At 55.8% G+C, this 24,255-nt stretch carries 28 protein-coding genes and 1 pseudogene; 13 read left to right on the top strand and 16 right to left on the bottom strand.

The genetic code is table 11. The features are described from left to right. Positions 1 to 50 precede the first annotated feature (50 nt). From ACZ89E_RS10210 to ACZ89E_RS10190, 5 genes are all read right to left on the bottom strand, one after another. Positions 51 to 503, bottom strand: coding sequence for a GNAT family acetyltransferase (locus tag ACZ89E_RS10210; protein ID WP_463260266.1), 453 nt, complete (start codon positions 501 to 503; stop codon positions 51 to 53). A gap of 169 nt (positions 504 to 672) precedes the next feature. Further along, complete coding sequence (locus tag ACZ89E_RS10205) at positions 673 to 1,059, bottom strand: DUF488 domain-containing protein (RefSeq protein ID WP_476255545.1); 387 nt, start codon at positions 1,057 to 1,059, stop codon at positions 673 to 675. Positions 1,060 to 1,065: 6 nt separating this feature from the next. Beyond that, positions 1,066 to 1,788 carry a phosphatidylcholine synthase gene (gene pcsA / locus ACZ89E_RS10200; protein ID WP_476255544.1) on the bottom strand — a complete coding sequence of 241 codons (723 nt, stop codon included), beginning with the start codon at positions 1,786 to 1,788 and terminating at the stop codon, positions 1,066 to 1,068. Positions 1,789 to 2,096: 308 nt separating this feature from the next. Next, positions 2,097 to 2,522 carry a GNAT family N-acetyltransferase gene (locus ACZ89E_RS10195; protein ID WP_476255543.1) on the bottom strand — a complete coding sequence of 142 codons (426 nt, stop codon included), beginning with the start codon at positions 2,520 to 2,522 and terminating at the stop codon, positions 2,097 to 2,099. A 27-nt stretch (positions 2,523 to 2,549) separates the two neighbouring features. Next, complete coding sequence (locus ACZ89E_RS10190; RefSeq protein ID WP_149662167.1) at positions 2,550 to 2,915, bottom strand: VOC family protein; 366 nt, start codon at positions 2,913 to 2,915, stop codon at positions 2,550 to 2,552. Between the two features lie 175 nt (positions 2,916 to 3,090). On the opposite strand from ACZ89E_RS10190, the gene ACZ89E_RS10185 reads away from it, so the two are divergent. The 3 genes from ACZ89E_RS10185 (at position 3,091) to ACZ89E_RS10175 (ending at position 5,669) form a co-directional block, all read left to right on the top strand. Further along, the gene (locus ACZ89E_RS10185) at positions 3,091 to 3,825 is read left to right on the top strand and encodes a tellurite resistance TerB family protein (protein ID WP_463260268.1); all 735 of its coding nucleotides are present in this window, start codon (positions 3,091 to 3,093) and stop codon (positions 3,823 to 3,825) included. Positions 3,826 to 4,047: 222 nt separating this feature from the next. After that, positions 4,048 to 5,175: a saccharopine dehydrogenase family protein gene (locus ACZ89E_RS10180; protein ID WP_476255542.1), complete on the top strand. Its 1,128-nt coding sequence runs from the start codon at positions 4,048 to 4,050 to the stop codon at positions 5,173 to 5,175. 2 nt (positions 5,176 to 5,177) lie between these two features. Beyond that, positions 5,178 to 5,669, top strand: a complete 492-nt coding sequence (locus ACZ89E_RS10175) for a DUF2269 family protein (RefSeq protein ID WP_476255541.1) — start codon at positions 5,178 to 5,180, stop codon at positions 5,667 to 5,669. Between the two features lie 55 nt (positions 5,670 to 5,724). Here the strand turns inward: ACZ89E_RS10175 and ACZ89E_RS10170 are convergent, their stop codons facing one another. The 4 genes from ACZ89E_RS10170 to ACZ89E_RS10155 all read right to left on the bottom strand — a co-directional run bounded on the left by ACZ89E_RS10170 (position 5,725) and on the right by ACZ89E_RS10155 (position 7,743). Further along, the gene (locus ACZ89E_RS10170) at positions 5,725 to 6,006 is read right to left on the bottom strand and encodes a hypothetical protein (RefSeq protein ID WP_476255540.1); all 282 of its coding nucleotides are present in this window, start codon (positions 6,004 to 6,006) and stop codon (positions 5,725 to 5,727) included. A gap of 135 nt (positions 6,007 to 6,141) precedes the next feature. After that, a complete protein-coding gene (locus tag ACZ89E_RS10165; RefSeq protein ID WP_149662172.1) occupies positions 6,142 to 6,816 on the bottom strand; it encodes a DUF3313 domain-containing protein in 675 nt (224 codons plus the stop codon). 98 nt (positions 6,817 to 6,914) lie between these two features. Continuing rightward, on the bottom strand, positions 6,915 to 7,316 hold the full coding sequence (locus ACZ89E_RS10160) for a hypothetical protein (RefSeq protein ID WP_149662173.1): 402 nt from the start codon (positions 7,314 to 7,316) through the stop codon (positions 6,915 to 6,917). A gap of 112 nt (positions 7,317 to 7,428) precedes the next feature. Further along, positions 7,429 to 7,743: a DUF2388 domain-containing protein gene (locus ACZ89E_RS10155; RefSeq protein ID WP_149662174.1), complete on the bottom strand. Its 315-nt coding sequence runs from the start codon at positions 7,741 to 7,743 to the stop codon at positions 7,429 to 7,431. A 225-nt stretch (positions 7,744 to 7,968) separates the two neighbouring features. Between ACZ89E_RS10155 and ACZ89E_RS10150 the strand changes: the two are divergent. From ACZ89E_RS10150 to ACZ89E_RS10140, 3 genes and pseudogenes are all read left to right on the top strand, one after another. Next, positions 7,969 to 8,724: pseudogene (locus tag ACZ89E_RS10150) on the top strand (HAMP domain-containing protein); the annotation flags it as partial. Beyond that, positions 8,719 to 9,582 (top strand): methyl-accepting chemotaxis protein, encoded by an 864-nt coding sequence (locus tag ACZ89E_RS10145; RefSeq protein ID WP_429527550.1) that lies wholly within the window; start codon positions 8,719 to 8,721, stop codon positions 9,580 to 9,582. The pseudogene ACZ89E_RS10150 and the gene ACZ89E_RS10145, both read left to right, overlap by 6 nt. Positions 9,583 to 9,647: 65 nt before the next feature. After that, positions 9,648 to 10,313: a polysaccharide lyase family 7 protein gene (locus ACZ89E_RS10140; RefSeq protein ID WP_476255539.1), complete on the top strand. Its 666-nt coding sequence runs from the start codon at positions 9,648 to 9,650 to the stop codon at positions 10,311 to 10,313. A gap of 60 nt (positions 10,314 to 10,373) precedes the next feature. Here the strand turns inward: ACZ89E_RS10140 and ACZ89E_RS10135 are convergent, their stop codons facing one another. Beyond that, the gene (locus ACZ89E_RS10135) at positions 10,374 to 10,805 is read right to left on the bottom strand and encodes a nuclear transport factor 2 family protein (protein WP_463260272.1); all 432 of its coding nucleotides are present in this window, start codon (positions 10,803 to 10,805) and stop codon (positions 10,374 to 10,376) included. Positions 10,806 to 10,988: 183 nt separating this feature from the next. Here ACZ89E_RS10135 and ACZ89E_RS10130 point away from each other — a divergent pair, with 183 nt between their 5' ends. From ACZ89E_RS10130 to ACZ89E_RS10120, 3 genes are read left to right on the top strand one after another with little or no spacing between them, the layout of a single operon-like run. After that, positions 10,989 to 11,210 (top strand): hypothetical protein, encoded by a 222-nt coding sequence (locus ACZ89E_RS10130; protein WP_463260273.1) that lies wholly within the window; start codon positions 10,989 to 10,991, stop codon positions 11,208 to 11,210. Further along, on the top strand, positions 11,210 to 11,641 hold the full coding sequence (locus ACZ89E_RS10125; protein ID WP_476255538.1) for a DNA methylase: 432 nt from the start codon (positions 11,210 to 11,212) through the stop codon (positions 11,639 to 11,641). The genes ACZ89E_RS10130 and ACZ89E_RS10125 overlap by 1 nt, the downstream gene beginning before the upstream one ends. Continuing rightward, complete coding sequence (locus tag ACZ89E_RS10120) at positions 11,638 to 12,360, top strand: DUF72 domain-containing protein (protein ID WP_149662180.1); 723 nt, start codon at positions 11,638 to 11,640, stop codon at positions 12,358 to 12,360. The genes ACZ89E_RS10125 and ACZ89E_RS10120 overlap by 4 nt, the downstream gene beginning before the upstream one ends. Before the next feature lie 32 nt (positions 12,361 to 12,392). Here the strand turns inward: ACZ89E_RS10120 and ACZ89E_RS10115 are convergent, their stop codons facing one another. Then, complete coding sequence (locus tag ACZ89E_RS10115) at positions 12,393 to 12,824, bottom strand: lysozyme inhibitor LprI family protein (protein ID WP_476255537.1); 432 nt, start codon at positions 12,822 to 12,824, stop codon at positions 12,393 to 12,395. A 121-nt stretch (positions 12,825 to 12,945) separates the two neighbouring features. On the opposite strand from ACZ89E_RS10115, the gene ACZ89E_RS10110 reads away from it, so the two are divergent. The 3 genes from ACZ89E_RS10110 (at position 12,946) to ACZ89E_RS10100 (ending at position 18,239) form a co-directional block, all read left to right on the top strand. Beyond that, positions 12,946 to 13,515 (top strand): nucleotidyltransferase family protein, encoded by a 570-nt coding sequence (locus ACZ89E_RS10110; protein WP_476257036.1) that lies wholly within the window; start codon positions 12,946 to 12,948, stop codon positions 13,513 to 13,515. A 396-nt stretch (positions 13,516 to 13,911) separates the two neighbouring features. Continuing rightward, a complete protein-coding gene (mqo, locus tag ACZ89E_RS10105; protein ID WP_476255536.1) occupies positions 13,912 to 15,558 on the top strand; it encodes a malate dehydrogenase (quinone) in 1,647 nt (548 codons plus the stop codon). A 314-nt stretch (positions 15,559 to 15,872) separates the two neighbouring features. Beyond that, positions 15,873 to 18,239: a hypothetical protein gene (locus ACZ89E_RS10100; RefSeq protein WP_476255535.1), complete on the top strand. Its 2,367-nt coding sequence runs from the start codon at positions 15,873 to 15,875 to the stop codon at positions 18,237 to 18,239. Between the two features lie 414 nt (positions 18,240 to 18,653). On the opposite strand, the gene ACZ89E_RS10095 is transcribed toward ACZ89E_RS10100, so the two are convergent. Both ACZ89E_RS10095 and ACZ89E_RS10090 read right to left on the bottom strand, forming a co-directional pair. Then, on the bottom strand, positions 18,654 to 19,565 hold the full coding sequence (locus tag ACZ89E_RS10095; RefSeq protein WP_476255534.1) for a hypothetical protein: 912 nt from the start codon (positions 19,563 to 19,565) through the stop codon (positions 18,654 to 18,656). Between the two features lie 86 nt (positions 19,566 to 19,651). After that, entirely contained in the window at positions 19,652 to 19,927 is a 276-nt protein-coding gene (locus ACZ89E_RS10090) for a DUF3892 domain-containing protein (RefSeq protein ID WP_476255533.1), read from the bottom strand. A gap of 463 nt (positions 19,928 to 20,390) precedes the next feature. On the opposite strand from ACZ89E_RS10090, the gene ACZ89E_RS10085 reads away from it, so the two are divergent. Continuing rightward, positions 20,391 to 20,702 (top strand): DUF6124 family protein, encoded by a 312-nt coding sequence (locus ACZ89E_RS10085; RefSeq protein ID WP_463260282.1) that lies wholly within the window; start codon positions 20,391 to 20,393, stop codon positions 20,700 to 20,702. A 118-nt stretch (positions 20,703 to 20,820) separates the two neighbouring features. Here the strand turns inward: ACZ89E_RS10085 and exaC are convergent, their stop codons facing one another. From exaC to ACZ89E_RS10070, 3 genes are all read right to left on the bottom strand, one after another. After that, complete coding sequence (gene exaC, locus ACZ89E_RS10080; protein ID WP_476255532.1) at positions 20,821 to 22,341, bottom strand: acetaldehyde dehydrogenase ExaC; 1,521 nt, start codon at positions 22,339 to 22,341, stop codon at positions 20,821 to 20,823. A gap of 74 nt (positions 22,342 to 22,415) precedes the next feature. Beyond that, complete coding sequence (gene phnX / locus ACZ89E_RS10075; RefSeq protein WP_169370325.1) at positions 22,416 to 23,243, bottom strand: phosphonoacetaldehyde hydrolase; 828 nt, start codon at positions 23,241 to 23,243, stop codon at positions 22,416 to 22,418. Between the two features lie 86 nt (positions 23,244 to 23,329). Next, complete coding sequence (locus tag ACZ89E_RS10070; RefSeq protein WP_169370324.1) at positions 23,330 to 24,202, bottom strand: LysR substrate-binding domain-containing protein; 873 nt, start codon at positions 24,200 to 24,202, stop codon at positions 23,330 to 23,332. Positions 24,203 to 24,255: the final 53 nt, after the last annotated feature.

Genomic DNA, 24,255 nt, shown 5'->3' with positions numbered 1-24,255 from the left:
GTTGAAGATCAAGAGCAAAAGATCGTAGCGTTCGGCAGCTCCGGGGGCAGTCAGTTTCTGAGAGGTGTGGCCACCGGGATGTTCGCTTCCACCTGCTTGCCCATGCTGATGCGCGGCTCCACCGCGTAGCCCAGCGACTCATAGAAACTCCTCACGCTTTCATTGGCGCTGACGATCTGCAGATTGATCTTCATGCAGCCGCGAGCCGTCAGCGCCTGTTCGGCGTGACGCACCAACCGGGCGCCCAGCCCTTGCCTGCGCTGTGCCGGATGCACCGCCACCGAATACAGCCAGCCCCGATGACCGTCGTATCCCGCCAGCACTGTGCCGACGACCCTGTCGTTCGCCAGCGCCACAAAAAACAACCCGTCGGCGATGGCCAGTTTCTTGTCGATCACCAGGCTTGGGGTGTTGTGCGCGGTTTCGTAGCCGAACGCGGTTTCCCAGAGTTCGATGACCGAGGTGCGGTGGTGTTCGTTGGTGTAAGCGACAATCTGCGTCATGGTCAGTCCTTTGAATGAGAGGGCAGACGCTATCGTCATGGGCGATGTTCTGTCCACTCCCCTGTAGGAGCAAAGCTTGCTCGCGATGGCGTCCTCGCAGTCACTTTGATGTAACTGTGCCGACGCTATCGCGAGCAAGCTTTGCTCCTACGGGGGGAATGGTGGTGAATCAGGTGATTTGGGCGCCCCGGGCTTGCAGCAACTCGCGCAGGACCGAGCGGTGGCAATGCGCCTCATCCTCGCAGTAGCACCCCACCGCCAGTGCCGTTTGATGGGACAGCGCCGCCAGCAAATCCAGCAGGTGACTGGGCGCGGGCTGGTTCATTTCGGTCTTGAACTTGCGCTTGAAGGTGTCCCAGGCCTTGGCGTCTTGCGCCGCCTGGGCTTGGGCAACCAGTTCCGGACTGGGGGACAGCAAGGGCTGCCAGACATCATAAAAATCACGACTGGCAAACTCGGCTTTCGGCACGCCGCGAGGCGGGCGGCGTACCGTGCCGATGCGCAGGCCTTCATCGGGCATGCGCGGTGAGCCGAGCTTGACGATGCTAATGGCCATGGACGGTTACTTGTGCCGTGAGCTGTCGAACCACTCCATTGCCGTGCGCCAGATGCAGATGCCCAGGAAGTACGCCGACATCAGCAGCCAAAGCCCCATCACCATCGGATTGATCTCCGGGTGATTGACCACCAGCGACAGACTGCACAGCAGCCAGATGGCCGTGACGGCGATGTTGATTGGCATGAACTTGCGCACGCGGAACGGGTGCAGGAACTTCATGCGGGTCACGGTCAGCAGCGCCAGGCCGATGACGGTGAGCAGCGTCACCCATGGCGACGGGCCGATGATGTACAGGCACAACGCGACCACGTTCCACGCGGCGGGGAAGCCCTGGAAGTAGTTGTCCTTGCTTTTCATGTTGACGTTGCAGAAGCAGAACAGCGACGAGACCAGGATCAGCGACACGGTCAGTAGCAGGGTGTAGTCCGGCAACGGAATGTAGCGATAGATGAACAGTGCCGGGATGAACACGTAGGTCAGGTAGTCGATGACCAGGTCGAGGATCGAGCCGTCGAAACTCGGCAGCACCGATTGCACGTTGACCTTGCGTGCCAGTGCACCGTCGAGGCCGTCGACGATCAGCGCCACGCCCAGCCACAGCAGGCAATGGGTGGCCTGGTTTTCCAGCAGGGCGAGGGTGGCCAGGAAGGCCGTGACCACGCCAGTCGCGGTAAAGCCATGGGCGCCCCATGCTTTGAGCCTGGCAATGTGTAAGGTCGATATCACGGGGGCGTTCTCCAAAAAGTGAAGCAAGCCAGTCAGCACCCTTCTATTGGGGGCGTCGGCAAACCGGGTCGGGTTGCAGGTATCGACCGGGAATCCGGGGATAAGGTTCACCACCTATGAATCTTAGCTGTGCTGTGGGAAAAAAACCCCGGTTAAATCTGCATGGCTGAAGACTTGATGAAGAAGCGGCTGACACCTCACACCTGTGGCGAGGGGGCTTGCCCCCGTTCGGCGGCGAAGCCGTCGTGAATCCAGACAATGTGGTGGCGCTGAAAGAATACGGGGGCAAGCCCCCTCGCCACAGAGGTTTACAACACTTTGCTCATGAACACCCGGCTGGTGCCCTCCGGCAGGCATGGCACCTCGCCAAATCGCTGCCAGCCCTGCTTCTCGTAAAACACCGGGGCTTGAAAACTCAAGGTGTAGAGCACCGCCGAGCGACAGCCGCGCCGGCGGCCTTCGTCTTCATAGGCGTTGAGCAGTCGAGCGCCCAGCCCGGAGCCGCGTAGCGCCTCGGGCAAGTAGAACAAATCGAGAAACAGCAGGCCCAGCGACGTGCGCCCGGTAATCCCGCCCAGCACCTGTTGGGTGCCAGGGTCGCGAACGGTCACCGTCAGGGCCTGCCAGTCGCTGATCCCGGTGGCCTGATCATTGAAGGCGCTGAGTCCGGCGCTGAGCAGTTGCTCGACGTCGGGGTCGATCACGTCGCTGACGACAATGTGATGCTGATCCATGCGGGGGAGAATCCTCTGGGTGACGGGTTAACGGGGGTAGAACACTCGCAGCCGATGATCATCGGGGTCAAGCGCGACGAAGGTGCGGCCGAAATCCAGTTCGGTCGGTGGTTGCAGGATGCTCAGGCCCAGGCTCGACCATTGGCCGAACAGCGCGTCGACCTCTTCAGCAGACTCCACCGGGAAGGCCAGCTCCATGCCACCACCGGTCATTCCTGCCACCGGTTCGGCGGTGTGCCGCGACCAGAGCCCCAGTTTGTAGCCGTCTTCCAGTACAAACAGGGCGAAGGTCGGGGATTCTTCCACGGGTTTGCGGCCCAGCAGGAATTCATAGAACCGTGCACTGACGGCAGGGTTTTCGACGAAAAGTAGCCAATAACGCGGCGTGATCATGGGACTGCTCCAAAGGACGTGGCACGCAGCATAAAAGGCAGCACTGTCAGTTTCTGTCAGGAGCGTGAGCCCTGGGGTGTTGCGCCTGTCCACGTCGGCCTGACAGGGTTGGCGCAATGGCCGGCGAGGGCTATCGTTTCCTGACTGAGCCACACCCATAAGAGAGGTCGTCGTCATGAACACCAGCGATTTGCTCGAACAACTTTTGCGGGCCGGCCAAGGCTCGATGTCGCAGCAGGGCGGCGGTGCCGCGCCATCCCAGGCAGGCCTGGGCGGTCTTGGCGGTCTTGGCGGATTACTCGGCGGCCTGTTGGGCGGTGGCGCCGCTTCAGGTGCCGGCGGTGGCGGGTTGGGTGGCTTGCTCGGTGGTTTGCTGGGCGGTGGCTCGGCCTTGGGCGGCTCGACCCGGCCCCGTTCTTCGGGCGGCACCAACTACGCGGCGCTGGCGTCCCTCGGGATGATGGCGTTCCAGGCCTATCAAGCCTGGCAGCGCAGCCAGGCCTCGGCGCCGCAACAGGCGCCGCGCACCGTGGACCTGCTCGCCGGCCCGGAAGTCGAAGACCACAGCCACGCGGTGCTGCGCGCCTTGATCGCCGCCGCCAAGGCCGATGGCCGGATCGATGACAACGAGAAACAGATGATCAGCAGCGAAATCGGGCGCCACACCGATGATCCGCAGTTGCAGCAATGGCTCGACGATGAAGTCGCCCGCCCCTTGGACGCCGCCGATGTGGCGCGGTCAGCCACAGACCCGGCCATCGCCGCGGAAATGTACCTGGCCAGCGTGATGGTGGTGGACGATCAGCAAGACGCGGAGCGCAGTTATCTGGATGAACTGGCAGCGGCGCTGAAGATTGAGCCCGAGTTGCAGGTGCATCTGGAGCAGCAGGCCAAGGGCGGGGCGGTGTAGCGTCTTTCGTAAATCCTGTGGTGAGAGAGCTTTCTGTGGCGAGGGAGCTTGCTCCCGCTGGGTTGCGAAGCGACCCCGCTTATCCCTAAAAAGCAGGGGACTGCTGCGCAGTCCAGCGGGAGCAAGCTCCCTCGCCACAGGTTATGAACAAATCGTTCCTCGTGGGTCATTCGATCCCTTAGAATCGCGCCTCGGTCGAGAAACGGTTCAGGGAAGCAGTAAATGACACTCAAGGTATTGGTGATCGGTGGTTACGGAAACTTTGGCAGCATCGTGTGCCGGCATTTGGCGGTGATGCCGGGCATCGATCTGGTGATTTCCGGGCGTGACCCGTGCAAGTTGTCGGACAAGGTCGACGCGTTGCAAGCCCAGTCCGGCAAAACCTGCGAAGGCTGGTGCGGTGATGCCATGGGCGCCGGTTTCAAATCCGCCCTGGCGTCGCTGGGCATTCAACTGGTCATCCACACCGGCGGCCCGTTCCAGGGCCAATCCTATGCCGTGGCTGAAGCGTGCATCGACGCCGGGGTCAATTACTGCGATCTCTCGGACTGCCGCACCTTCGTCAACGCCATCGGCGTGCTGGATGCCCGCGCAAAAAGTGCCGGCGTGGCGATCCTTAGTGGCTGCAGCTCGGTGCCGACGCTGTCGTCAGCCCTCATCGATCAGCACCGCTCGCGTTTTAAGCGCATTGATCTGATCGAGCACGGCATTTCCTCTTCGGCCAAGATGCCCGGACTGTCCACGATCACCGGGGTACTGGCCTACGCCGGCAAACCGATCAAACAGCTCAAGAACGGCCAGGTGCACGAAGTGTTCGGCTGGCAGGACCTGACCCTGCGCAAGATGCCGCAAATGGGCACGCGGGTATTGGCCAATGTCGACGTGCCGGACATGGACATCTTCGCCAGCCGCTACGGCGCGCAGACCTTGCGGTTCAAGGCCGGCGCGGGGCTCAAGCTCGGCAATGTGGCGACCTTCCTGCTGGCCCAGGCCCTGCGTACCGGGCTGGTTCGCGACCACGAGCGCTGGGCCGCGCGTCTGCATCGGTGGGGCTGCGGGTTCGAGCGGTTTGGCGATGGCAAGAGCGCGATGTACATCGACGTCGTGGGCCTCGGCATGGACGACAAGCCGTTGTCCCTGACCGTGCAACTCACGGCGTTCAACGACAAGGGGCCGGAGATCCCCAGCTGCGCCGCCGTCGCCCTGGCCGCGAAAATGCTCCAGGGCTACGTGCCCGCACCCGGCGCGCGGCCGTGTGTTGGTGAAATCAGCGTCGATGAGTACATGGCCGCCATCAACGACCCGGACAACCTGCACATGTCCGTGGTGTTTTCCGACGGGCAGGGCTGAACATGCTCTACCTCGGCCTCAAATACGCCCACATCATCGCCGCGATTTTCCTGTTCGGCTTCGGCATGGGCTCCTACCTCTATTTGATCGCCGCCAGCCGCACGGCCAACCCGTTGGTCATCGCTCATGTGGCGCGGATGGTGGTGTGGTTCGACACCTGGATCACCACGCCGGCCGGTTTCCTGCAAATCATCACCGGCTATGGCCTGGTGAAACTCAGCGGCTTGCCCCTGACCACGGAGTGGGTCCTGACGGCGCTGGTGGTCTTCCTGTGCACGGGCGCGCTGTGGCTGCCGGTGCTGGTGTTGCAAAAGCGTTTGCAGGTGCTGGCGATGAGCGCGGTCGAGACCGGGGAGGGGTTGGCGGTCGAGTACGACGCGGTCTACCGCAAGTGGTTCTGGATGGGGGTGTTGGGCTTTCTCGGGATGTTCGTGATTGTGCTGATCATGGTGACGCGCATGACGCCGGGGCAGTGGCTTGAAATGTTGAGTTAAGAACACCGCCAACCCCCGTAGGAGCCGCCTTCGGCAGCTCCTGCAGGAACGTGTCTTATTGGTCGCCCTTGGTGTTGTTCTGGATATCCTGCAGGGCTTGTGTGGTCAGCGAGATGCAGTCTTTTTTGCCTTCCTCGGTGCCTTTGGCCTGTGCTTTCTTGGCCTGTTCTACGGCATCCTTGATGTTGTCTTGCAAATCGGCACTCTGTGCTTCGGTGCTGACTTGAGCATCCTTGATTTTCTGCAGATTGACCGTGCACAGGTCGTCCGCAGCAAATACCGAAGGTGCCAGCAGTGCAGCGGCGACGAACAATCCAGCAAGTGCAGAACGCTTCATGGAAATCTCCTTAATCGAAAGTTCGGTGCCGTTGCTGATGAGCTGTAGCACCGAGGCAATCAGGCCCTGAAAACAGGGCCTGGAAAATGACTATAGCTAAGCGTGGCAAAAAGGCCGGTGACGCTTACCCGCGTGTCAACGAATGAACGCCTGCAAGTCAGCCGTCAGCTTGTTGATCGCCGCTTTGAAGTCATTGGTGGTGATCTTCTGGCTTGAGTTCTTCAACTGCTCACCGAACACTTTGCGCACCACTTTGGCCATGATTTGGTTGTTGCTGGCGTCTACCAACTCGGCTTCCAGAAACAGTGTGGTGTCCTGGCTGCGATGGCCGGAAGCCGCACTCACTCCGCCCACCACGGCGGCGACCGGGACCACTTCGTACCATTGCATGCCTTCATTGGAGGCCGTGACCCCCGTGATCGCCGCCCGCAGGACCAGGGTTTTCGAACCGGCCGGGGCTTTTTTGGCGCTGGATACGACGCGGTACTTCTGGCCCAGCACACCCTTGGCGCTATTGGTCATGTAGGTCTGCAATTCTTCCAGGGTGCGCTGGTCGACCCGTTCGTTGGGTTTTGGCTTCGGATAGAGTTCCAGCTTCATGAACGCCACGGTGTCATAGGCGTTGGGATTCCATGACGGGCTGACCCAGCGCATGGCTTTCTCGCCGCTGGTGGTGGTCACTTCCTGGAGGTTGTTGTAGTTGGGCAGGAAGCCCGAGTACTGCTCCTTATCGGTGACTTTGGAGGTACAACCGCCCAGCAACAGGCTGGCCAGCGCGGCGCCGATAAACACGTTTCGGGACAGGTTCATGGTGGTGGGTGCTCCGTGGGGGGAACGCGTTATGTGTCGATAACGGTAGTTCAAAAAACACGGGAGCATGGGGCAGGTGGCCGCATCAGGCCGGATACTCAGGCGTCACGCAGCAAGTCGTTGGCGTTGAGCAGCTCGTAGGCAATCTCCGGGCGTTTTTCCAGGCTGCGGCGAATGGCGGCGGGGATCGCGGCGCGGGTCTTGCGGCACAGGCCCGGCAGTTCTTCGATCTGAATGCCGATCCCGCGCATGGTCCGCACCTCGTTGAAGCTGGGGATCAATTCCACGCGAATGCCCAAGCGCTCGTGCATCAGCTGTTGCAGGTGTGCAAGGTCGGCGAGGTCTTTGAGGTTTTCCAGGCGTTCGAGCAGGCGTTTCTCTTCCTGGCGGGTCAGGAACAGGATGCGCACATCCGCGCCGGGGGTTTCCAGCAACGGGTCACGCCCGCAGATGCAGGCGCCGGGAGGGCAGGGTGAGCGGATCGGGGCCGGGGTCGTCATGGCCTCAATCATAGAGGCCCGCGAACGGTTTTGCCCAGCGTGTTCAAGCGAGGTTCAAGGGCAGGCGTTCATGCAAGCCTGCCCTTGTTACTCACGCGGGTGAACATCGATATCAGTGAGCGGCTGGCCCCTCGTACTGCACGAGGATCGCGTTGGCCAGGTCTTCATCGGTGGCGTTGAGGCCTGGGTTGTCCTGGCGGATCTGTTGCAACACCGCCTCCATGTAGACCCCGCGGATCGCGCCGTTACTGGCGACAAACGCAGAGACGTCATCCCGGGCCGGAATCACCATTTTGTGGTCTTTGAACGTCGAATACAGCGAAGCGGAAACCCCTGCCGAAGTCGCGACATCCTTGCCGCTTACGGCCAGGGCAGACCCGATGGGCAGGCACAACATCAGTGAAGTAATGAGTAACATGCGGCGCATGGCGTCGTCCTCCAACAGCGTAAAGCGAAAAGGAAGTAACACATTACTTAGGAGGTGCGGCGAGGCTCAGGAGTTCCGTGCCCCCCGGCAAATGGCCACATGCTTCGGACTCTGCCACCGGTCTTAAACCGACGGGCCCACGGAAATAGGCTTAAATAACCACAGGATGGGGTCGATAACCTCTTCAGAGTCGTCTTTCGCAGCGTCCAACAGGGGAACAACAAAGTGTCCATAAAACTCCGGTTACTTCTGTTGATGGGGACGGGCCTGCTCACGGCATTGATCATGAGCCTGGTCAGTTACTTGGGGAACGCCCAGATGGCCCAGGCCGTGAACGACAGCGAAGTCAGCATGGCGGCGCTGCGCAATCACCTCGAAGCCGACATGATGCATGACGCCCTGCGTGCCGACGTACTCTCGGCCATGCTGGTGGGCTTGGGCAAAAGCGCCAGCAGCAAGGACGAGGTGCGCAGTTCCATCGAGGAGCACGCGACGCGTTTTCGGGAGGTGCTGGGTGAAAACCTCAAGCTGCCGGTCAACGCCACCATCATGGCCGGCCTGAACAAGGTCAAGCCGAGCCTCGATACTTACATCAGTGCCGCCGAACGCATTGTCGCGGTCGCACTGGAAAATCCTGAGGCCGCGCAACAGCAAATCGGTTCATTCAACGCAGTGTTCACCCAGCTCGAAGGTGACATGTCGGCGCTGAGCGAGCTGATTGAAACCAACACCCAACAGGCCAGCCAAGGTACTCAACAAGCCATCAGCCACGCCAACATCGCCCTCGGCAGTGTCCTCGCGGCCAGCCTGTTGTTGCTGTTGGCCCAGGGTCGTTGGGTGATCCTGAGCATCATGGCGCCGTTGCGCTCGGCCATTCGCATCGCCGACAGCATCGCCCATGGCAACCTCAGCGAACCGATCATCGAACCTACCGGCAACGACGAAGCCAGCAGCCTGATCCGCACCCTGGCAACCATGCAGCGCGACCTGCGCGGGATGATCGAAGTGGTGCGCAGCAACGCCCACGGCGTCAGCGGCATGAGCCAGCAATTGAGCAACGGTTGCCACGAAGTCGCCGGCAGCAGCCAGCAGCAAAGCGTCGCCGCCAGCACCATGGCGGCAGCGGCCAGCGAAATGACCGCCAGCATCGAAGAAATCACCCGCCACGCCAACCGCGCGCTGGACATGGCCAACCAGGCCGAAGAACTGGCCAAGGACGGCGGCAAGGTGATCCATCAGGTGGTCAGCGACATGGACGGCATCGCCCGTTCGGCGCAGCAGTCGGCCCAAGTGATTCGCACGCTGGACAAGGAGTCCGAGGGGATTTTCAGCATCATCCAGGTGATCAAGGGCATCGCCGACCAGACCAACCTGTTGGCGCTGAACGCCGCGATCGAGGCGGCGCGGGCCGGTGAACAGGGCCGTGGTTTCGCCGTGGTCGCCGATGAAGTCCGCAGCCTGGCGGGCCGCACCAGCGCGTCCACCCAGGAAATCGCCGCCATGGTCGCGCGCATCCAGCAAAGCACCCGTGAAGCCGTCACCAGCATGGAGGCCGGCGTGGCCCAGGTCGACAAAGGCATGGCCGTGACCGCCGACGTCGAACGCGCCATCCGCGAAATCCTTGAAGCCACGCTGAACACCACGCAACTGGTCAACGACATCAGCCGCACCATCGGCGAACAAAGTCTGGCCAGTAACGAAATCGCGCATCAGGTGGAAATGATTGCCGGCATGTCCGAAGACAACAGCAAGGTCATTGGTCGTACGGCGTCGACCACGGATGAGTTGTCGTCGCTGGCGGGGCAGTTGTCGCAGTCGGTGGATCGCTTCAGGCTTTAAACCTTTCCTTGCTGGGCAACAGACCTGAGTGCTGTAGGGTACTGGCGCCCCCAAGGAGAGTTGAAATGATTGATTTGGCCACCTGGAATCTGACGATCCCTGTAGGGACGCCCGCCAAAGTCATCGATACGCCGCGACTGGTGGATGGCTATACCGACAACTATTTTCGCTCCGGCGACTCGCTTTTTTTCTGGGCGCCGGTCACCGGGTCCAGCACGTCGAAATCCGAATTCCCACGCAGCGAATTGCGCGAAACCCTGAGCGACGGGACCCTGCGCAACTGGACCTATCCCGAAGCCGATCACCGCCTCAAGGCCGTGTTGAAGGTCAATCAAGTGCCTTCAACCGGTCGGATCGTGATCGGGCAAATCCATATCTACCAAGACAAAGGCCCGCTGCTGAAAGTGGAGTATCAATACGATGCAGCCACCAAAAAGGGCAATGTGATTGCCAACTATCGGCTGAAGCCGGGCAGGGAAGACATCACCGTCGTGATTGCCAGGGACATTGCCCTGGGCAAGCCATTTTCGTATGAGGTGCGCTTCAGTTCTGCCGGTTATTTGAATGTCAGTTCGCAAGGGTACAGCTGGGGCAAACAAATCAGCTCTAGCTGGAAGAACAAGCTGCTGTACTTCAAAGCCGGGGTTTATGCGTTGGATAACACCGGCTATAAAAATGAAGGGGGGCAGGTGACGTTCAGCCAACTGGACGTGGCGCATACCAGGCCCTGAGCTGCGGAAATAATGCTGTGGCGAGGAAGCCAGCTCCCCTCGCCACACGTGACTCGGCGTTTAGATACGAAACGCCTGACGCCCCACCAACAGCCACTTCCCATGCTGCTTCTGCCATATCTGCAGGTTCTCGATCTCGGTCGGCACCACTTCCGTGCCATTGAGCGCCTGCGCCGAGAAGTGATTACGCACCAGCGCCGTATCGCCCGACAAGGTAATGGTCTGCTTCTGCATCTCCAGGGTCTTGAAGGCACTTTTGCCGGTTTCGATATCAGCGATAAACGCTGCCTTGTCCTGAACCTTGCCGCTGGAATGGCCGTAGCTCAGGTTGGTCGCCGTCAGCTTTTGCAGCTCGGGAATGTCCTTGTGCAGCATGGCTTGGGTCAGATGGTCGACGGCTTGCGCCACGTCTTTCTCGGCGGTGGCCGGGGCGGCGGCGACGTAGCCGCTGAAGAGGCAGAGAAAACCGATCAGCAATTTGGCTTTTTGCATGGGTATTTCCTTGTTGTTGTAGGGGATCGAGACTGAGCTATTTGTCAGTCGTCGTACAACTTAGCAGAAATTTTGCCGGGCAAACAGACAGCGCTTTTGGCCGACCTGCCATTGGTCGGGCGCGAGGAACGGCCCCCCAGCGCGGTCCTTCCAAGGGAAAACGACCCTTGGGAACCCAGCCATATGAACGATGACCCTAAGCAAGAAGCCTTGGCCGCCTGGTACAAGCTGCTCAGGCAACCCGAAATCCGCATGGACAGTGAAGAGCACTACGACGAACTGCTGAAAGCCGCCGATGAGATGGAGCGCATTGGGCTGATCAATGGCTCGGAGTGGCGCGTACTGGTGCGCGAGGCGGGCGTCGCCTTTGCCAATTCGATTCAAGGCGTCGGCGGTGGAACCTGATGAGCAAAGCGATCAGCGCCAGCGACCTGGGCATCCACCTGAAGAAAGGCGATGAAGGCGCCTTGTTCAAATGGTTTGTCGCCAGCTTCCTGATGGGCAAACGCATCCAGGCAGACATCGCCGCCCAGGCGTATCGCGTGATTGTTGAAAAACACAGCCGCGACACCGCCCGCAAACTGGCCGCGTGTACCCATCGGGAGCTGGTGGCCATGCTCGGCGAAGCTCATTACGTGCGCTACGACGAAACCACCGCCGAGCGCCTGCGCCACTTGGGCAAAAAACTCAGCGATGAATACGCCGGTAAAATCGGCGCCATTCAGGGCGCCAGCGAAGACCGCCAGACCTTCGAAAAGCGCCTCGACGCCTTCGAAGGGGTAGGGCCGAAAACCATCGAAATCTTTATGCGTGACGCGGCGGCGGTGCTCTATTGAGTCCGCTCTACATCGGCTGCGCGGGTTGGACGCTGCCCCGGGAATACTGGCCGCTGTTTCCCGACACCGGCACCCATCTGCAACGCTACGCGACGCAACTGCCGGCCGTGGAAATCAACAGCTCGTTCTATCGCCCGCATCAACCTCAAACCTATTTGCGCTGGGCGCAATCGGTGCCCTCGGCTTTTCGATTTTCGGTCAAGCTGCCCAAGCTCATTACCCATGTGCAGCGCTTGCAACACTGCGAGGGCTTGCTCGACGAGTTTCTTGCCCAGTGCCTGAAACTGGGCGAAAAGCTGGGTTGTCTGTTGATCCAGTTGCCGCCGTCGCTGGCCTATGACGCCACGGTAGCCAGCGAATTTTTCCGCATCCTGCGGCAACGTTATGCAGGCACCGTGGTGCTCGAACCCCGTCATGAAACCTGGCGCGCGGCCAGCGGTTTACTGATCGAACACCGCATCGGGCGGGTCGCCGCCGATCCCTCGCCGATCACCGGCGGCACCACGCCGGGTGGCTGGTCCGGGGTGCGTTATTGGCGCCTGCATGGTTCGCCACGGATTTACTACAGCGACTATGACGTGGGCCGATTGCAGGTGTTGGCCCAGCGGATGCGCAGTTCGATGGAAGAGGGGACTGAGACCTGGTGCGTTTTTGATAACACGGCGAGCGGGTTTGCGCTGGGGAATGCGTTGAGTTTGCGGGCGCTTCTGGAACCGTGAGTTTGATGGTACGAGCCCAGTCTGCGATTGACTCAAGGCGCGCCCACCAATCCATTCAAATACTCAACTCGCTTTTGCGTCTGCTCCAGCAGGCAGAAGGTATGGATAGTGCCAAAACCACTGCCTTCCCTTGATTCGTAAGTCTCGAAGTCGCAACTGGCATCTCGCAAAGCAATCCAGGCCAACTGAGCCTTTTTCAGCATCTGATCCTGAGTGGGGGGCTTCCCGGAAATACCATTGTCTTTGTACCGCGCGATCAAGGTTTTGTAAGCCGCGTTCAGCGCCTGATCGGATGCTTTGAGTTTCTGCTGCAGGCAATCGTACATCTCGCCTTCATCGTTGGCGGCAGGGCAGATGTTGCTGGCTTGCGCGGTGGGGCATAGCGCGAAAAGCAGGGCTGGGACAAGCAATGAGCGGAGGCGGGGAATCGTTTTCGGCTCAATGCCGGTGTGCAGGCCATCCATGGTTCATCGTTCTCAGGTGTGTGGGGGGCGTCACTTTAACGGTCTGGTGCTGTTTGTAGCGAATTCGTTGGTGCGCGCGGTATTGTCACTCTCAGGGATGGTTGCGCATCAAGGAAAAAACATGACACTGACTACCGAAACGCTGATCGATATCGCGATGACCAACCCGGCCAACGCCGAGATAGCCCGGCGCTTGCCCGCACTTGGCCTGAACCAGTGCCTGTTGACGGCCGGTTGTCTGTTCCAGGCCGTTTGGAATCGGGAGTCAAACCTTCCGCCCGCCTGGGGCGTGAAGGATTACGACGTCTTTTACTTCGATGAGGATGTGTCCTGGGAGGCCGAGAATGAAGTCATCCAGATCGCCCAGCGGCTCTTCCACGACTTGGATGTGAACATCGAGATCAAGAATCAGGCCCGGGTTCACTTGTGGTACGCGCAACGATTCGGCAAATCGTATCCTCGACTGCAATCGGCGAAGGATGGCGTTGATCGCTACTTGATTGCTGGTACGTGCATCGCCATGGATCCCGTCACCGGGGAGGTTTATGCGCCTTACGGGTTAACGGATATCGAGCAGGGCCTGTTGCGCATCAACCCGGTCAATCATCAACCGGATCTGTTTGTGCAAAAGGCCCGCAGTTATCAGGCGCGCTGGCCCTGGTTGACGATCCTCGATCCCGAGGGCATTTAGCGCTCGGGCAGCGTCTACTGGCGCCATCGTCCATCTCACTTTGCCCGCCACCACCGATACATCCAGACACAGACCCAGACCGCCAAGTCGCGAACAGACGCGCGGGTTTGCTATGTCGTGATATTCTTCGCGCCAACTTGCTTTGACCCATTCCGTTCGCGCGCCCCTGAGGCGCGCAAACAGGATCAATGTCGCTCAAGTAGCTGAAGCCAATAATGATAAGAAGTCAGTTCAGTAGGGACATATAAACTGAGGTCGATGGACACGTCGGCCTTGTGTGCCCACCCTCCAATCCTGATGTGCGGGAACCCGCGACATGCTGCCTGCATGGCGTGAACCAGGGGCCTTCGCGGTTGGGATGGAAGGGCGGATGGCGTTTTATCATAGGTGCTACAGATGCTTAAGAAACTCAACACGGCCCTGCTGGGGCTGGCTTTGTCGATGGGGATCACGTCCGTTCACGCGGAAGAGGCAAAGAAAGTCGATGTGCTGCTGATTGGCGGCGGCATCATGAGCGCGACCCTGGGCGTGTGGCTCAACGAGCTGCAACCGGACTTGTCGATGGAAATGGTCGAGCGCCTCGACGGCGTCGCCCTGGAAAGCTCCAACGGCTGGAACAACGCCGGTACCGGTCACTCCGCACTTGCTGAGCTGAACTACACCCCGGAAGACGAAAACGGCAAAGTGTCGATCCCGAAAGCCGTTGAAATCAACGAAGCGTTCCAGATCTCCCGCCAGTTCTGGTCGTGGCAGGTTCAGCAAGGCGTGCTGAAGAACCCGCGTTCGTTCATCAACTCCACACCGCACATGAGCTTCGTGTGGGGCGATGACAACATCAAGTTCCTGAAAAAACGCTACGAAGCCCTGCAAGCGAGCCCGCTGTTCGCCGGCATGCAGTACTCCGAAGACCCGGCTGTGATCAAGAAGTGGGTTCCGCTGATGATGGAAGGGCGTGACCCGAACCAGAAAGTCGCGGCCACCTGGACCCCGATCGGCACCGACGTCAACTTCGGCGAAATCACCCGCCAGTTCGTTGCGCACCTGCAAACCACACCAAAGTTCGACTTGAAACTGTCCAGCGAAGTGCAGGACATCACCAAGAACGAAGACGGCACCTGGCGCGTCAGCTACAAAAACCTGAAAGACGGCACCAAATCCGAAACCGACGCCAAGTTCGTCTTCATCGGCGCGGGCGGCGGTGCACTGCACTTGCTGCAGAAGTCCGGCATTCCTGAAGCCAAGGAATACGCAGGCTTCCCGGTAGGCGGCTCGTTCCTCGTGACCGAAAACCCGACCATTGCCGAGCAACACCTGGCCAAGGCCTACGGCAAAGCTTCCGTCGGCGCACCGCCGATGTCCGTTCCGCACCTGGACACCCGTGTCCTGGACGGCAAGCGCGTGATCCTGTTTGGCCCATTCGCGACCTTCAGCACCAAGTTCCTGAAAGAAGGCTCGTACCTGGACCTGCTGACCAGCACCACCACCCACAACATCTGGCCGATGACCAAAGTCGGCATCAAGGAATACCCGCTGGTCGAGTACCTTGCCGGCCAACTCATGCTGTCCGACGAAGACCGCCTGAACGCCCTGAAAGAATACTTCCCGAACGCCAAAGCCGAAGACTGGCGCCTGTGGCAAGCCGGCCAACGCGTGCAAATCATCAAGCGTGATGAAGCCGCCGGTGGCGTGCTGAAGCTGGGTACCGAAATCGTGGCTTCCGAAGACGGCACCATCGCCGGCCTGCTGGGCGCATCGCCAGGCGCATCGACCGCTGCACCGATCATGCTGACCGTGCTGCAAAAGGTCTTCAAGGATCAGGTTGCATCCCCGGCCTGGCAAGAAAAGCTGCACCAGATCGTGCCGAGCTATGGCACTCAGTTGAACGGTAGCCCTGAGAAAGTGGCTGAAGAGTGGGCTTACACGGCGAAGGTGTTGCAACTGACTCCGCCGCCGGTGATTCCTCAGGTAGCGGCTCCGGTTGCTGCGCCGGCAGATGCTGGTAAGGCTCCGAAGGCTAATGCTGCAAGTGATATGGCTTTGTAAGTAGAGGCCTTGCCCGATTTGGGTGTCTGGATACTTATATCCGTAAAAAACCGCTGAACCGGTAACGGTCAGCGGTTTTTTTCCGGCCGAAATATATATTTTTTGGTTATTAGCTCGTCTGATCGACGTATTAGTGGTAAAGGGGGGGGGGGCTAGGGGCGAAAGCTTGTTGGGCTGAAAGATCGTAATTATCTCGCGATTGGCCGGCATCATTGAACAGGCTTTGAGTAGGCGTAAGAAATTATCGGTAATGTAGTGGCATTTAGATGGCTTTCCGCTCAAGATGGAATCTTAGAAAATAAAATGGATTTATAATGTATATTTCAATAGAGCAGTCTTTAGAGCTGGATAAGATAGTAAAAAGTTACGAGGTGGCTCTTAGAAGTTTTGTAGCTAGTGTGCTGGCAAAAAAATATACCGATCTAAATTCATTTGAAGTAGCACTAAATTCTATATCAATTTCAGATAAGCTTATATATTCAAAAAAGTTTGATGCGAAACTTAGAGGGTTTGTTTCGAAATCAGCTCAGCTATATGATTTAATTTGTAAGTGTAAAGTATCTCTGGATTCAAAGGAGTATAATAACGATGTTCCTTATGTTTCGGAATTGATTGACTTAATGCTAATGTTTTTTAATGCTCACTTTTCAGATAAGGCAATAGTTAAAGCGTTTAGTTCTATCGAGGAGTTTCATTACTGTTGCACTATTTATCACAAACTGCGAAATAGTCTGTCGCATCCGGCATCTCATCCCACGACCATTGCCGATGCAAACAAAGTAATTTACTTCATAGAAAGCGGGACACTGGCATTAAGTTCTACTTTTTTTTGGTATGTTTCTAAAGAAAAAATATCCAGTTATGTAAAAGCATATAACGAGATTGATGCTGATGGATTCCCTAAATATCATAATTTAAATCTTGCACCGTCAACGCATAAAAGATTGCTATGCCGTGACTCAGTGATAAAAGGGTTGTACGACGCGTTACTCGGCAATGATGTGCGTCAGCGATTGGCTGGGTCTGTTGTTCTATATGGATACGGTGGTGTGGGAAAAACAGCAATTACTACTGAGTTTTTATATAGGCTTATAAGAGATAAAAAAGACAAGAAATATCCAGATCTTGAATATCTACTGTTTTTTTCTAGTAAAGACGAGTACTTAAGGGCGAATAATACTTCAGGGGAGTTATATATTGATTCTGCGAAGCCTGAGTTTTCAAGTCTTGATGAGCTTAGGACGTTGATATGTACTTGCCTGAAGATAGAGGATATCTCTCAGATTAGCGGTAGGGGCATTGTTGCAATTGACAATATAGAGAATATAGAGAATGTCGAAAAACAGAAAATTATTGACTTTATAAAATCTTTGCCGCGAAGTGTTCAGTTTATCGTAACATCAAGGAACGAAGAAGCGTGTGAGGAAAAAATCCATGTCGAGGAATTTAGGAATGATGAAGTAGGTATCAATTTTGTAGAGGAGATTGTTGAGTCGGAAGGGTTTGATATCAATCTCAAAACAGGTATGGCTGGGCAAATATTAAAATCGTCTAAAGGTAATGCTCTTATTATTGTCCAGACGCTGAATATAATTGATAGGCAGGTGTCTACGTTTGCCGCAATAACTGCGTCGTTAGAAAGTATGCGATCAAAAAATTCTGAAATGATTGCTAATTTTATGTATAAAAATACGTTCGATGATGCTTTGAAATATTTGTCATCTAATGGATATCCCGTAAATGAATTGATGCAGTTGATTTCACTATATGACGAGCGAATTGAGTTGTATTCAATAAGTAAGCTCTTGAACTTGGAAATAGCAGATGCAGAAAGAATATGTAATTATCTTTTGGAGCGCCTAGTTCTTAAAAAAGTTGGAGAATTTTACGAGCTAAATGAGTTTGCTAAACGCTTTGTCTTTATTAAATTGCTCCCGGATCGATTTCAGCTAAATATAATAAAAGAAAAAATAAAAAGTCATAAGGAACGGATGAAGCTTAAGCTAGAGCAGCTGGATAGCACGCTTAATGCTAATTCTGCGCTCCACAGAATTGTTAATGAATGGCAGCCTAGGGATTACATAGATAAAATTGTAATCGCTGAATTGTTTTCGCTGTATGGTCAAGCCATTAAGTGCGTCAGACTCAATAATAAGAAAAAATACGAGCAGTTTTTGAAGGAGTTTGAAGAACATTCGTTTATTACTAACCATCCTTACATCCCTTTGCAAAAGGCACGTTTGTTAAAGGAAGGTATGTATAAGTTTTATAAAAACCATCCGGCGATGTTGACTCAAGTTGAACGCTTGTATGAAGAGGCGGTAGAGTCGATCGAATATGATTACAGGTATCTAATTAATAGTATGGCGCACGGTTCTTTGTTGATGATGTTCGGAATATTTCTGTGTCAGCATTTAAAGGAACACAGCAGGGCTATTCGGCTTTTGGAAGATGCCAAATTGATCCAGGGTGATCGTAGAGATAAGGGTTGGTTTATTATTTGTAATTATCTTTCATCGTCATATGAAAAAATGTATCTGAAAACTAAGGATGCTGTTTATAGTGAGCAGCTGAATAGTATTGTTTTTGATGTTATTTCTACGGCAAAAATGGCCCCTCTAAAACAAGGATTTAACATTGGTCAATATGAAAGGGAGTTTTCTAGGTGGTTGAAGGTGTAAGTAACTTGCTGGTGTTTCGATGCGATTGCTCAAAAAGTGGAGTCTTGTCAGAAGAATCTGAATGCAGAGGGGCTGAATGGTTTTTGATTTTACATGGGTTTATAGGGTAGTAATGGAAAGGAATGGTTTTATGTTAATAATAGATATCCCTTTTTTATCTTTTACGTAGTGTGGAGATGTTTCTGGAGGAGTTAAAACGTTGTTGTATAGAGGGTTGCAGAATCCCGATGTCCAATACTTTTTTACTGTTTAATATCAATCTGGTTTATCCCCTTCGCCCGACTCCTCGGACGAGGGGATTTATCAACACTATGGCATCTTAGCTGTGGCGGTATTAAAGATGAGCAATATAGTCAAAAGCGAACTGGCTTGTTTGCATTAGTAATTTGTAAGTGTCAGGAAGATGAAGCTGTGTTATGTCGTTGTCGTTTGTGAAAAGGCAGTGCTTTCTTCACTGCTTTTTTCATTTTCCGAGATTTCTAGATCGCTTGTGGCTTCGCTATATCTAGGGTGACTTGTAATTAAGGTGTTAGGGTCTAAGATCCATGCATCTGGTGTTTCGTATCCCAAGGTTTTACGGCCAGAGATATACGTATGCTCAGCTATGTCACCTCTGTTTTTCCATTTTACTCCAATAATTTGCGATGTTAAGTGCTCATATATTTTGAGGATCTGGGGCGCTCCGCCGATAGATGCATTTGCATATAGGTTTCGATCTGTCTTTACATCTATAAGCATATCCCTAATCACTTCGAATGGTTCCCAATCAATCTTGAATAGGTCGACTTGGTGCGGGCCAGATTTTTTTGAGTTCAGTCGCTCAGAAAACATAAGTCTTGCTTTTTTTACATGATCTTCATCGCCGGCAAATATCCATGGCTGCCCTTTCCACTCTTTTGCTGGATGAGCCTCAAAAAAATCCATCCCTGGACTATATAGAATGTGCCATATCATGAATTTTTTTCGAATCCAAGAGTAACCGCCGAACAGGAACTCAGCGGAGGGAATATCTTGCCCTTCAATTGCGTCGTGTATCTGAGATCTCAAACCTTCAAAAATTTTCAGTACATGCGTTTTTAGTTCGACTATGTCTTGGGCGCGAGACTTGGCTTTTTCGTATGTGGATATAGCAGATATCACTTGGTGCATTAAAGGATATGCCCAGCTGGTGTCTCCGGCAAAGCATATGAATGCGTCCGATCGCGGAAGTACATGTACTTTTTGGCCGCAATCCATTTTATTCGCGCCGTTTAATCGGCTATCTGAGACTACAATTAGTTCTTTGCAATTTTTTAATGTTCTAACCCACGCGGCTGTTATTGTCATGGGAATGGTGATGTCCTGTGTGATTGTTTCTAAGCTACTGACAAATCAAGCATGATTGCATGCTTTTTTTAATGATTAACTGATTATCAGCAGCTTCCTAAGCTAAGCAAGTTATCGGTCCACACTCCATCCGCATAAGTTCTTAGATAAGGTGAAGCATTGGTAGGTTTGACTACACCTACATTCGCTCGTTTTCCATTGGAGTCCATGACGAAAAAAGTATCTGTTCCTCCCTCGATCCGCCTGATGGCATCGCTGGTTGAAAGAAACCAAGGTACAGATGCATTCCCCACTTGAATGATACGCTCATGGGATCTCAATGAGTTTGACAACGTTATGCATGTGATTCTGCAGTCAGGCATTTTAGTCTTCCTTTTGTGAGTGGTTCAGAATCTTTGTGGTGGCAATGACTATAGACTCAACTTGAATTCTCGCTAGTTTTATAAACAAACAAGTCATGAGCAGGAAAGCTACGATAAGAAAAATCGAAGATGCCTTGTATGAGGAGGTAAGACTTCAATTTTTGGCGTGTCGGCTTACGGAACCTTCGGCGTTCTCTGATAATTCGCCGGACTTGCGCTTTGGGGGGCGCCTCGCTAACCTTCCCCCCGTCGCTGCCAATTCAGCGAACGGGTGTGGTAGCCCGGATACTTCATAGACCCAGAACGCCGTAGGGCGTTTTTTTGTGCTGGCTGCTTTGTGGCGGCTGTGCATGGGAGGCTTCGGCCTGCCGGGTTCCTATGACCGGTCTACCACCCTGTGTACAGCCGTCTCCCAGTTTGCGTGGTAGCAAAAGGGAGAGGCTCATTTCATAGGAGCTTCACAATGATAAAAGACACTCCAAATCCCCCTGGTTCAGACGGCCAAACTGAAGCCGATCCCATATCCGAATCCCGCAACCCAGCCATGGCCGAGCGCCGTCCCAATCCTATCTTCGCCATCGTCCCCAACGTAAACAACGAAACCCTCCTGGTTCACGCCTGTGAAACCCTTGCCTCGGCAAGCGTCATGGCCAGCGAGTTGGCGTTCATTCTCGAAGGGCCTAAGTTCAATTTGGCGTTGGGGATACAGCAGATGATTGCGTTGGCAGAGTTGTCGGTGAATCGGGTGCTGGATGAAGTTGATCCGCAGGGGTAGGTGAGGGCATCGCATTACCTGTTACGTAGTAAAAAGCCCACTGGACCGGTGACGGTTAGTGGGCTTTTTTGTGGGCGGGATTTGAGAGATGCGTAGCTAGCCTGTCGCATCTTCTGTTCTAGAAGAAGCCCAACGGATTGATGTCGTAGCTCACCAGCAGGTTTTTGGTCTGCTGATAGTGATCGAGCATCATCTTGTGGGTTTCACGCCCGACGCCGGACTTTTTGTAACCACCGAACGCGGCATGCGCCGGGTACAGGTGGTAGCAGTTGGTCCACACACGACCGGCCTTGATGGCGCGGCCCATGCGATAGGCGCGGTTGATGTCGCGGGTCCAGAGGCCGGCACCCAGGCCGAACTCGGTGTCGTTGGCGATGGCCAGGGCTTCGGCTTCGTCCTTGAACGTGGTGATGCTCACCACCGGGCCAAAGATTTCTTCCTGGAACACGCGCATTTTGTTGGTGCCCTTGAGCAGGGTCGGCTGGATGTAATACCCGGTCGCCAGGTTGCCCTCGAGTTTTTCCACCTTGCCGCCGGTCAGCAGCTCGGCGCCTTCGCCCTTGGCGATTTCCAGGTACGAAAGGATTTTGTCGAATTGCTGCTCGGACGCCTGGGCGCCGACCATGGTGTCGGTGTCCAGCGGGTCGCCACGTTTGATCGACAGGACTTTCTTCATCACCACTTTCATGAAGTCGTCGTAGATCGATTCTTGCACCAGTGCCCGGGACGGGCAGGTGCAGACTTCGCCCTGGTTGAAGAAGGCGAGCACCAGGCCTTCAGCGGCTTTCTCGATGAAGGTTTCTTCGGCTTGCATGATGTCGGCGAAGAAGATGTTCGGCGACTTGCCACCCAGCTCCACGGTGGACGGAATAATGTTTTCGGCGGCGGCGTGCATGATGTGCGAGCCGACCGGGGTCGAGCCTGTGAAGGCGATCTTGGCGATGCGTTTGCTGGTGGCCAGGGCTTCGCCGGCTTCTTTGCCGAACCCTTGCACCACGTTCAGCACGCCGGGTGGCAGCAGGTCGCCGATCAGTTCCATCAGCACGGTGATGCCCAGCGGGGTTTGCTCGGCAGGCTTGAGCACCACGCAGTTACCGGCGGCCAGGGCCGGGGCGAGTTTCCAGGCGGCCATCAGGATCGGGAAGTTCCATGGGATGATCTGCCCGACCACGCCCAGGGGTTCATGGATGTGGTACGCCACGGTGTTGCCGTCGATCTCGGCGGCGCTGCCTTCCTGGGCGCGGATGCAACCGGCGAAGTAGCGGAAGTGATCCGCCGCCAGCGGGATGTCGGCGTTGAGGGTTTCGCGAACGGCTTTGCCGTTGTCCCAGGATTCGGTGATCGCCAGCAGTTCCAGGTTCTGCTCGATGCGGTCGGCGATTTTCAGCAGCACCAGCGAGCGCGCCTGGGCAGACGTGGCGCCCCAGGCATCGGCAGCGGCGTGGGCGGCGTCCAGGGCTTTGTCGATGTCTTCGGCCGTGGAGCGTGGGAATTCGGCAATCGGTTGGCCATTCACTGGCGAGGTATTGGTGAAGTACTGACCTTTGACAGGCGCGACGAACTCGCCGCCGATGTAGTTACCGTAGCGGTGCTTGAAGGTCACGAGGGCGCCGGGGGCGCCAGGATGGGCGTAGATCATGACGAGTCTCTCTTGTTGTTTTTGGTGGTGGCCGTCCGGGTGACGGCCACTGTCACTTCAGTGGCCGAGTGGGTTCAGGAACCTTGAGGGGTTTCACCGCGCGCCAGGCGGGCATTGATGTCTTCGATGACTGCCGGCAATTCGACGATGGTGTCGATCAGGTAGTGCGGACGAGAGCCTTCGAACATCTTGATGATGCGGGCGCGCTCTTCGGCCAGTTTGTCGGAGGGCAGCGCCTGGTACTGTTCGTAGGTCAAACCCAGCGCGTTGCCGGAGCACGTCAGCGCGACTGTCCACATGCCGGCACTGCGGCCTTCGAGGATGCCGGGCCAGGTGTCGTCGACCTTGACGCAAGCGGCGACGTCGCTGATGCCCAAGGCGATCACGTTAGCCAGAGCCTGGGCCGGGTGTGGGCGGCCATTGGGCACTTCGTCGGTTGCTACCACGTGGTCGGCGACGTAGCCATTGTGGCGCGCCAGTTCCACCACTTTTTCCATAACGACAGCCGGATAACCCGAACAGGACCCGATTTTCAAACCCTGGTCGCGCAGCGCATCGATGGCGTTCAAGGCGCCAGGAATCAGCGCCGAGTGCAGGGCAATCTTCTCGATTTGCAGCGGCATGAAACGCTCATAAAGCGCTGTGACGTCTTCATCGGTCGGTAAGCGATCAAACACCGCACGGTACCGTTCGGCAATCTGTGGCTGGTTGCATAACGTGCGGATGTGGTCCCACTTACCCATACCCATGGGGCCGCGCGCTTCCTCCAGAGAAACCGCTACGCCAAACTCGGCAAAGGCCTCGACAAAAATTTGCGTAGGGGCGAATGAACCGAAATCTACGACGGTGCCTGCCCAGTCCAGGACCACGGCTTGCAGTTGAGCAGGTTGTTTGTAATGCATGGTGAATCTCCACTTTTGGGTAGGGGAAGACCGTCCCTCTCACCAGTGAGAAGTAGGGTTATCGATTGTTAAAGTGCGCTACAGAATCAGATGACAGGTGTTGAACTAGCGTCGAACAACTCCGCGATCATCGGCCGGTTTCTGCGAATACCGAGGCAGCACAAGTGGTAGTCGATGGAAAACGGGTGATTTACAAACGTGATCGGTTTTGTACCTGGGGTTTCGGCGTATTCGACGGCAGCGACAAAACCTATGCCGATGCCCTTGGCGATGGCATGAACAATGGCTTCCCGGCTGTTCAACTGCATCACACAGTTCAGCGAGACGTCGAGGCGCTTGCAGCTTTCCTCCACCAACTGGCGAGTGCGTGAACTTTTTTCCCGAAGCACCCACCTCTCGTTGCTGATCTGCTCGACGTGTACCTCTTTTTGACTTGCCCAGGGATGGTCTTCGCGCACAACGGCAATGATCGGATAGCGCCGGTAAAGTTGCGTATCAAAACGCTGGTCAAATTCGGACAGCGCCAGAATCGCCACATCAATGTCGAAATTGAAGAGCCTGTCCAGCGTCTCCTTTTCAGGGGAAAACGAGGTCTCGAGTTCGATGTCCGGGTGCCGCTGCATCAATTCGTACGTCAGGTTCATCGCAATGGGCGGGGAAACCGCCCCCAAGCGCAACATACCTATCTTGCGCTGCTTGAAGCTTTTCAAAAGTTGCACGGCTTCATCCTCTTGGCCGAACAGGCCCTGGGTGATCGCATAAAGCTTGTGTCCTGCCGAACTCATTTCGATAAAGCGGCCGCGACGATGGAACAGTTCTACGGAAAACTTCTTTTCCAGCGCGTTGACCTGCTCACTGACCGTCGGTTGGCCGACGCTCAGGTACTCGGCAGCGAGGGTGAAACTGCCGGTCTTCGCTACCGCATGAAAAGATCGAAGCCACTTGTGGTACTGGTACATAGAAGATCCTGTTCCTGAGCCGCAACCTATGATTCAAGCCTCTAAACCTTGTA

It is taken from the genome of Pseudomonas sp. TE3899 (genome assembly GCF_056279105.1).
Note: the sequence above shows the minus strand (reverse complement) of the source record. Positions and strands in the feature narration are given on the sequence as shown.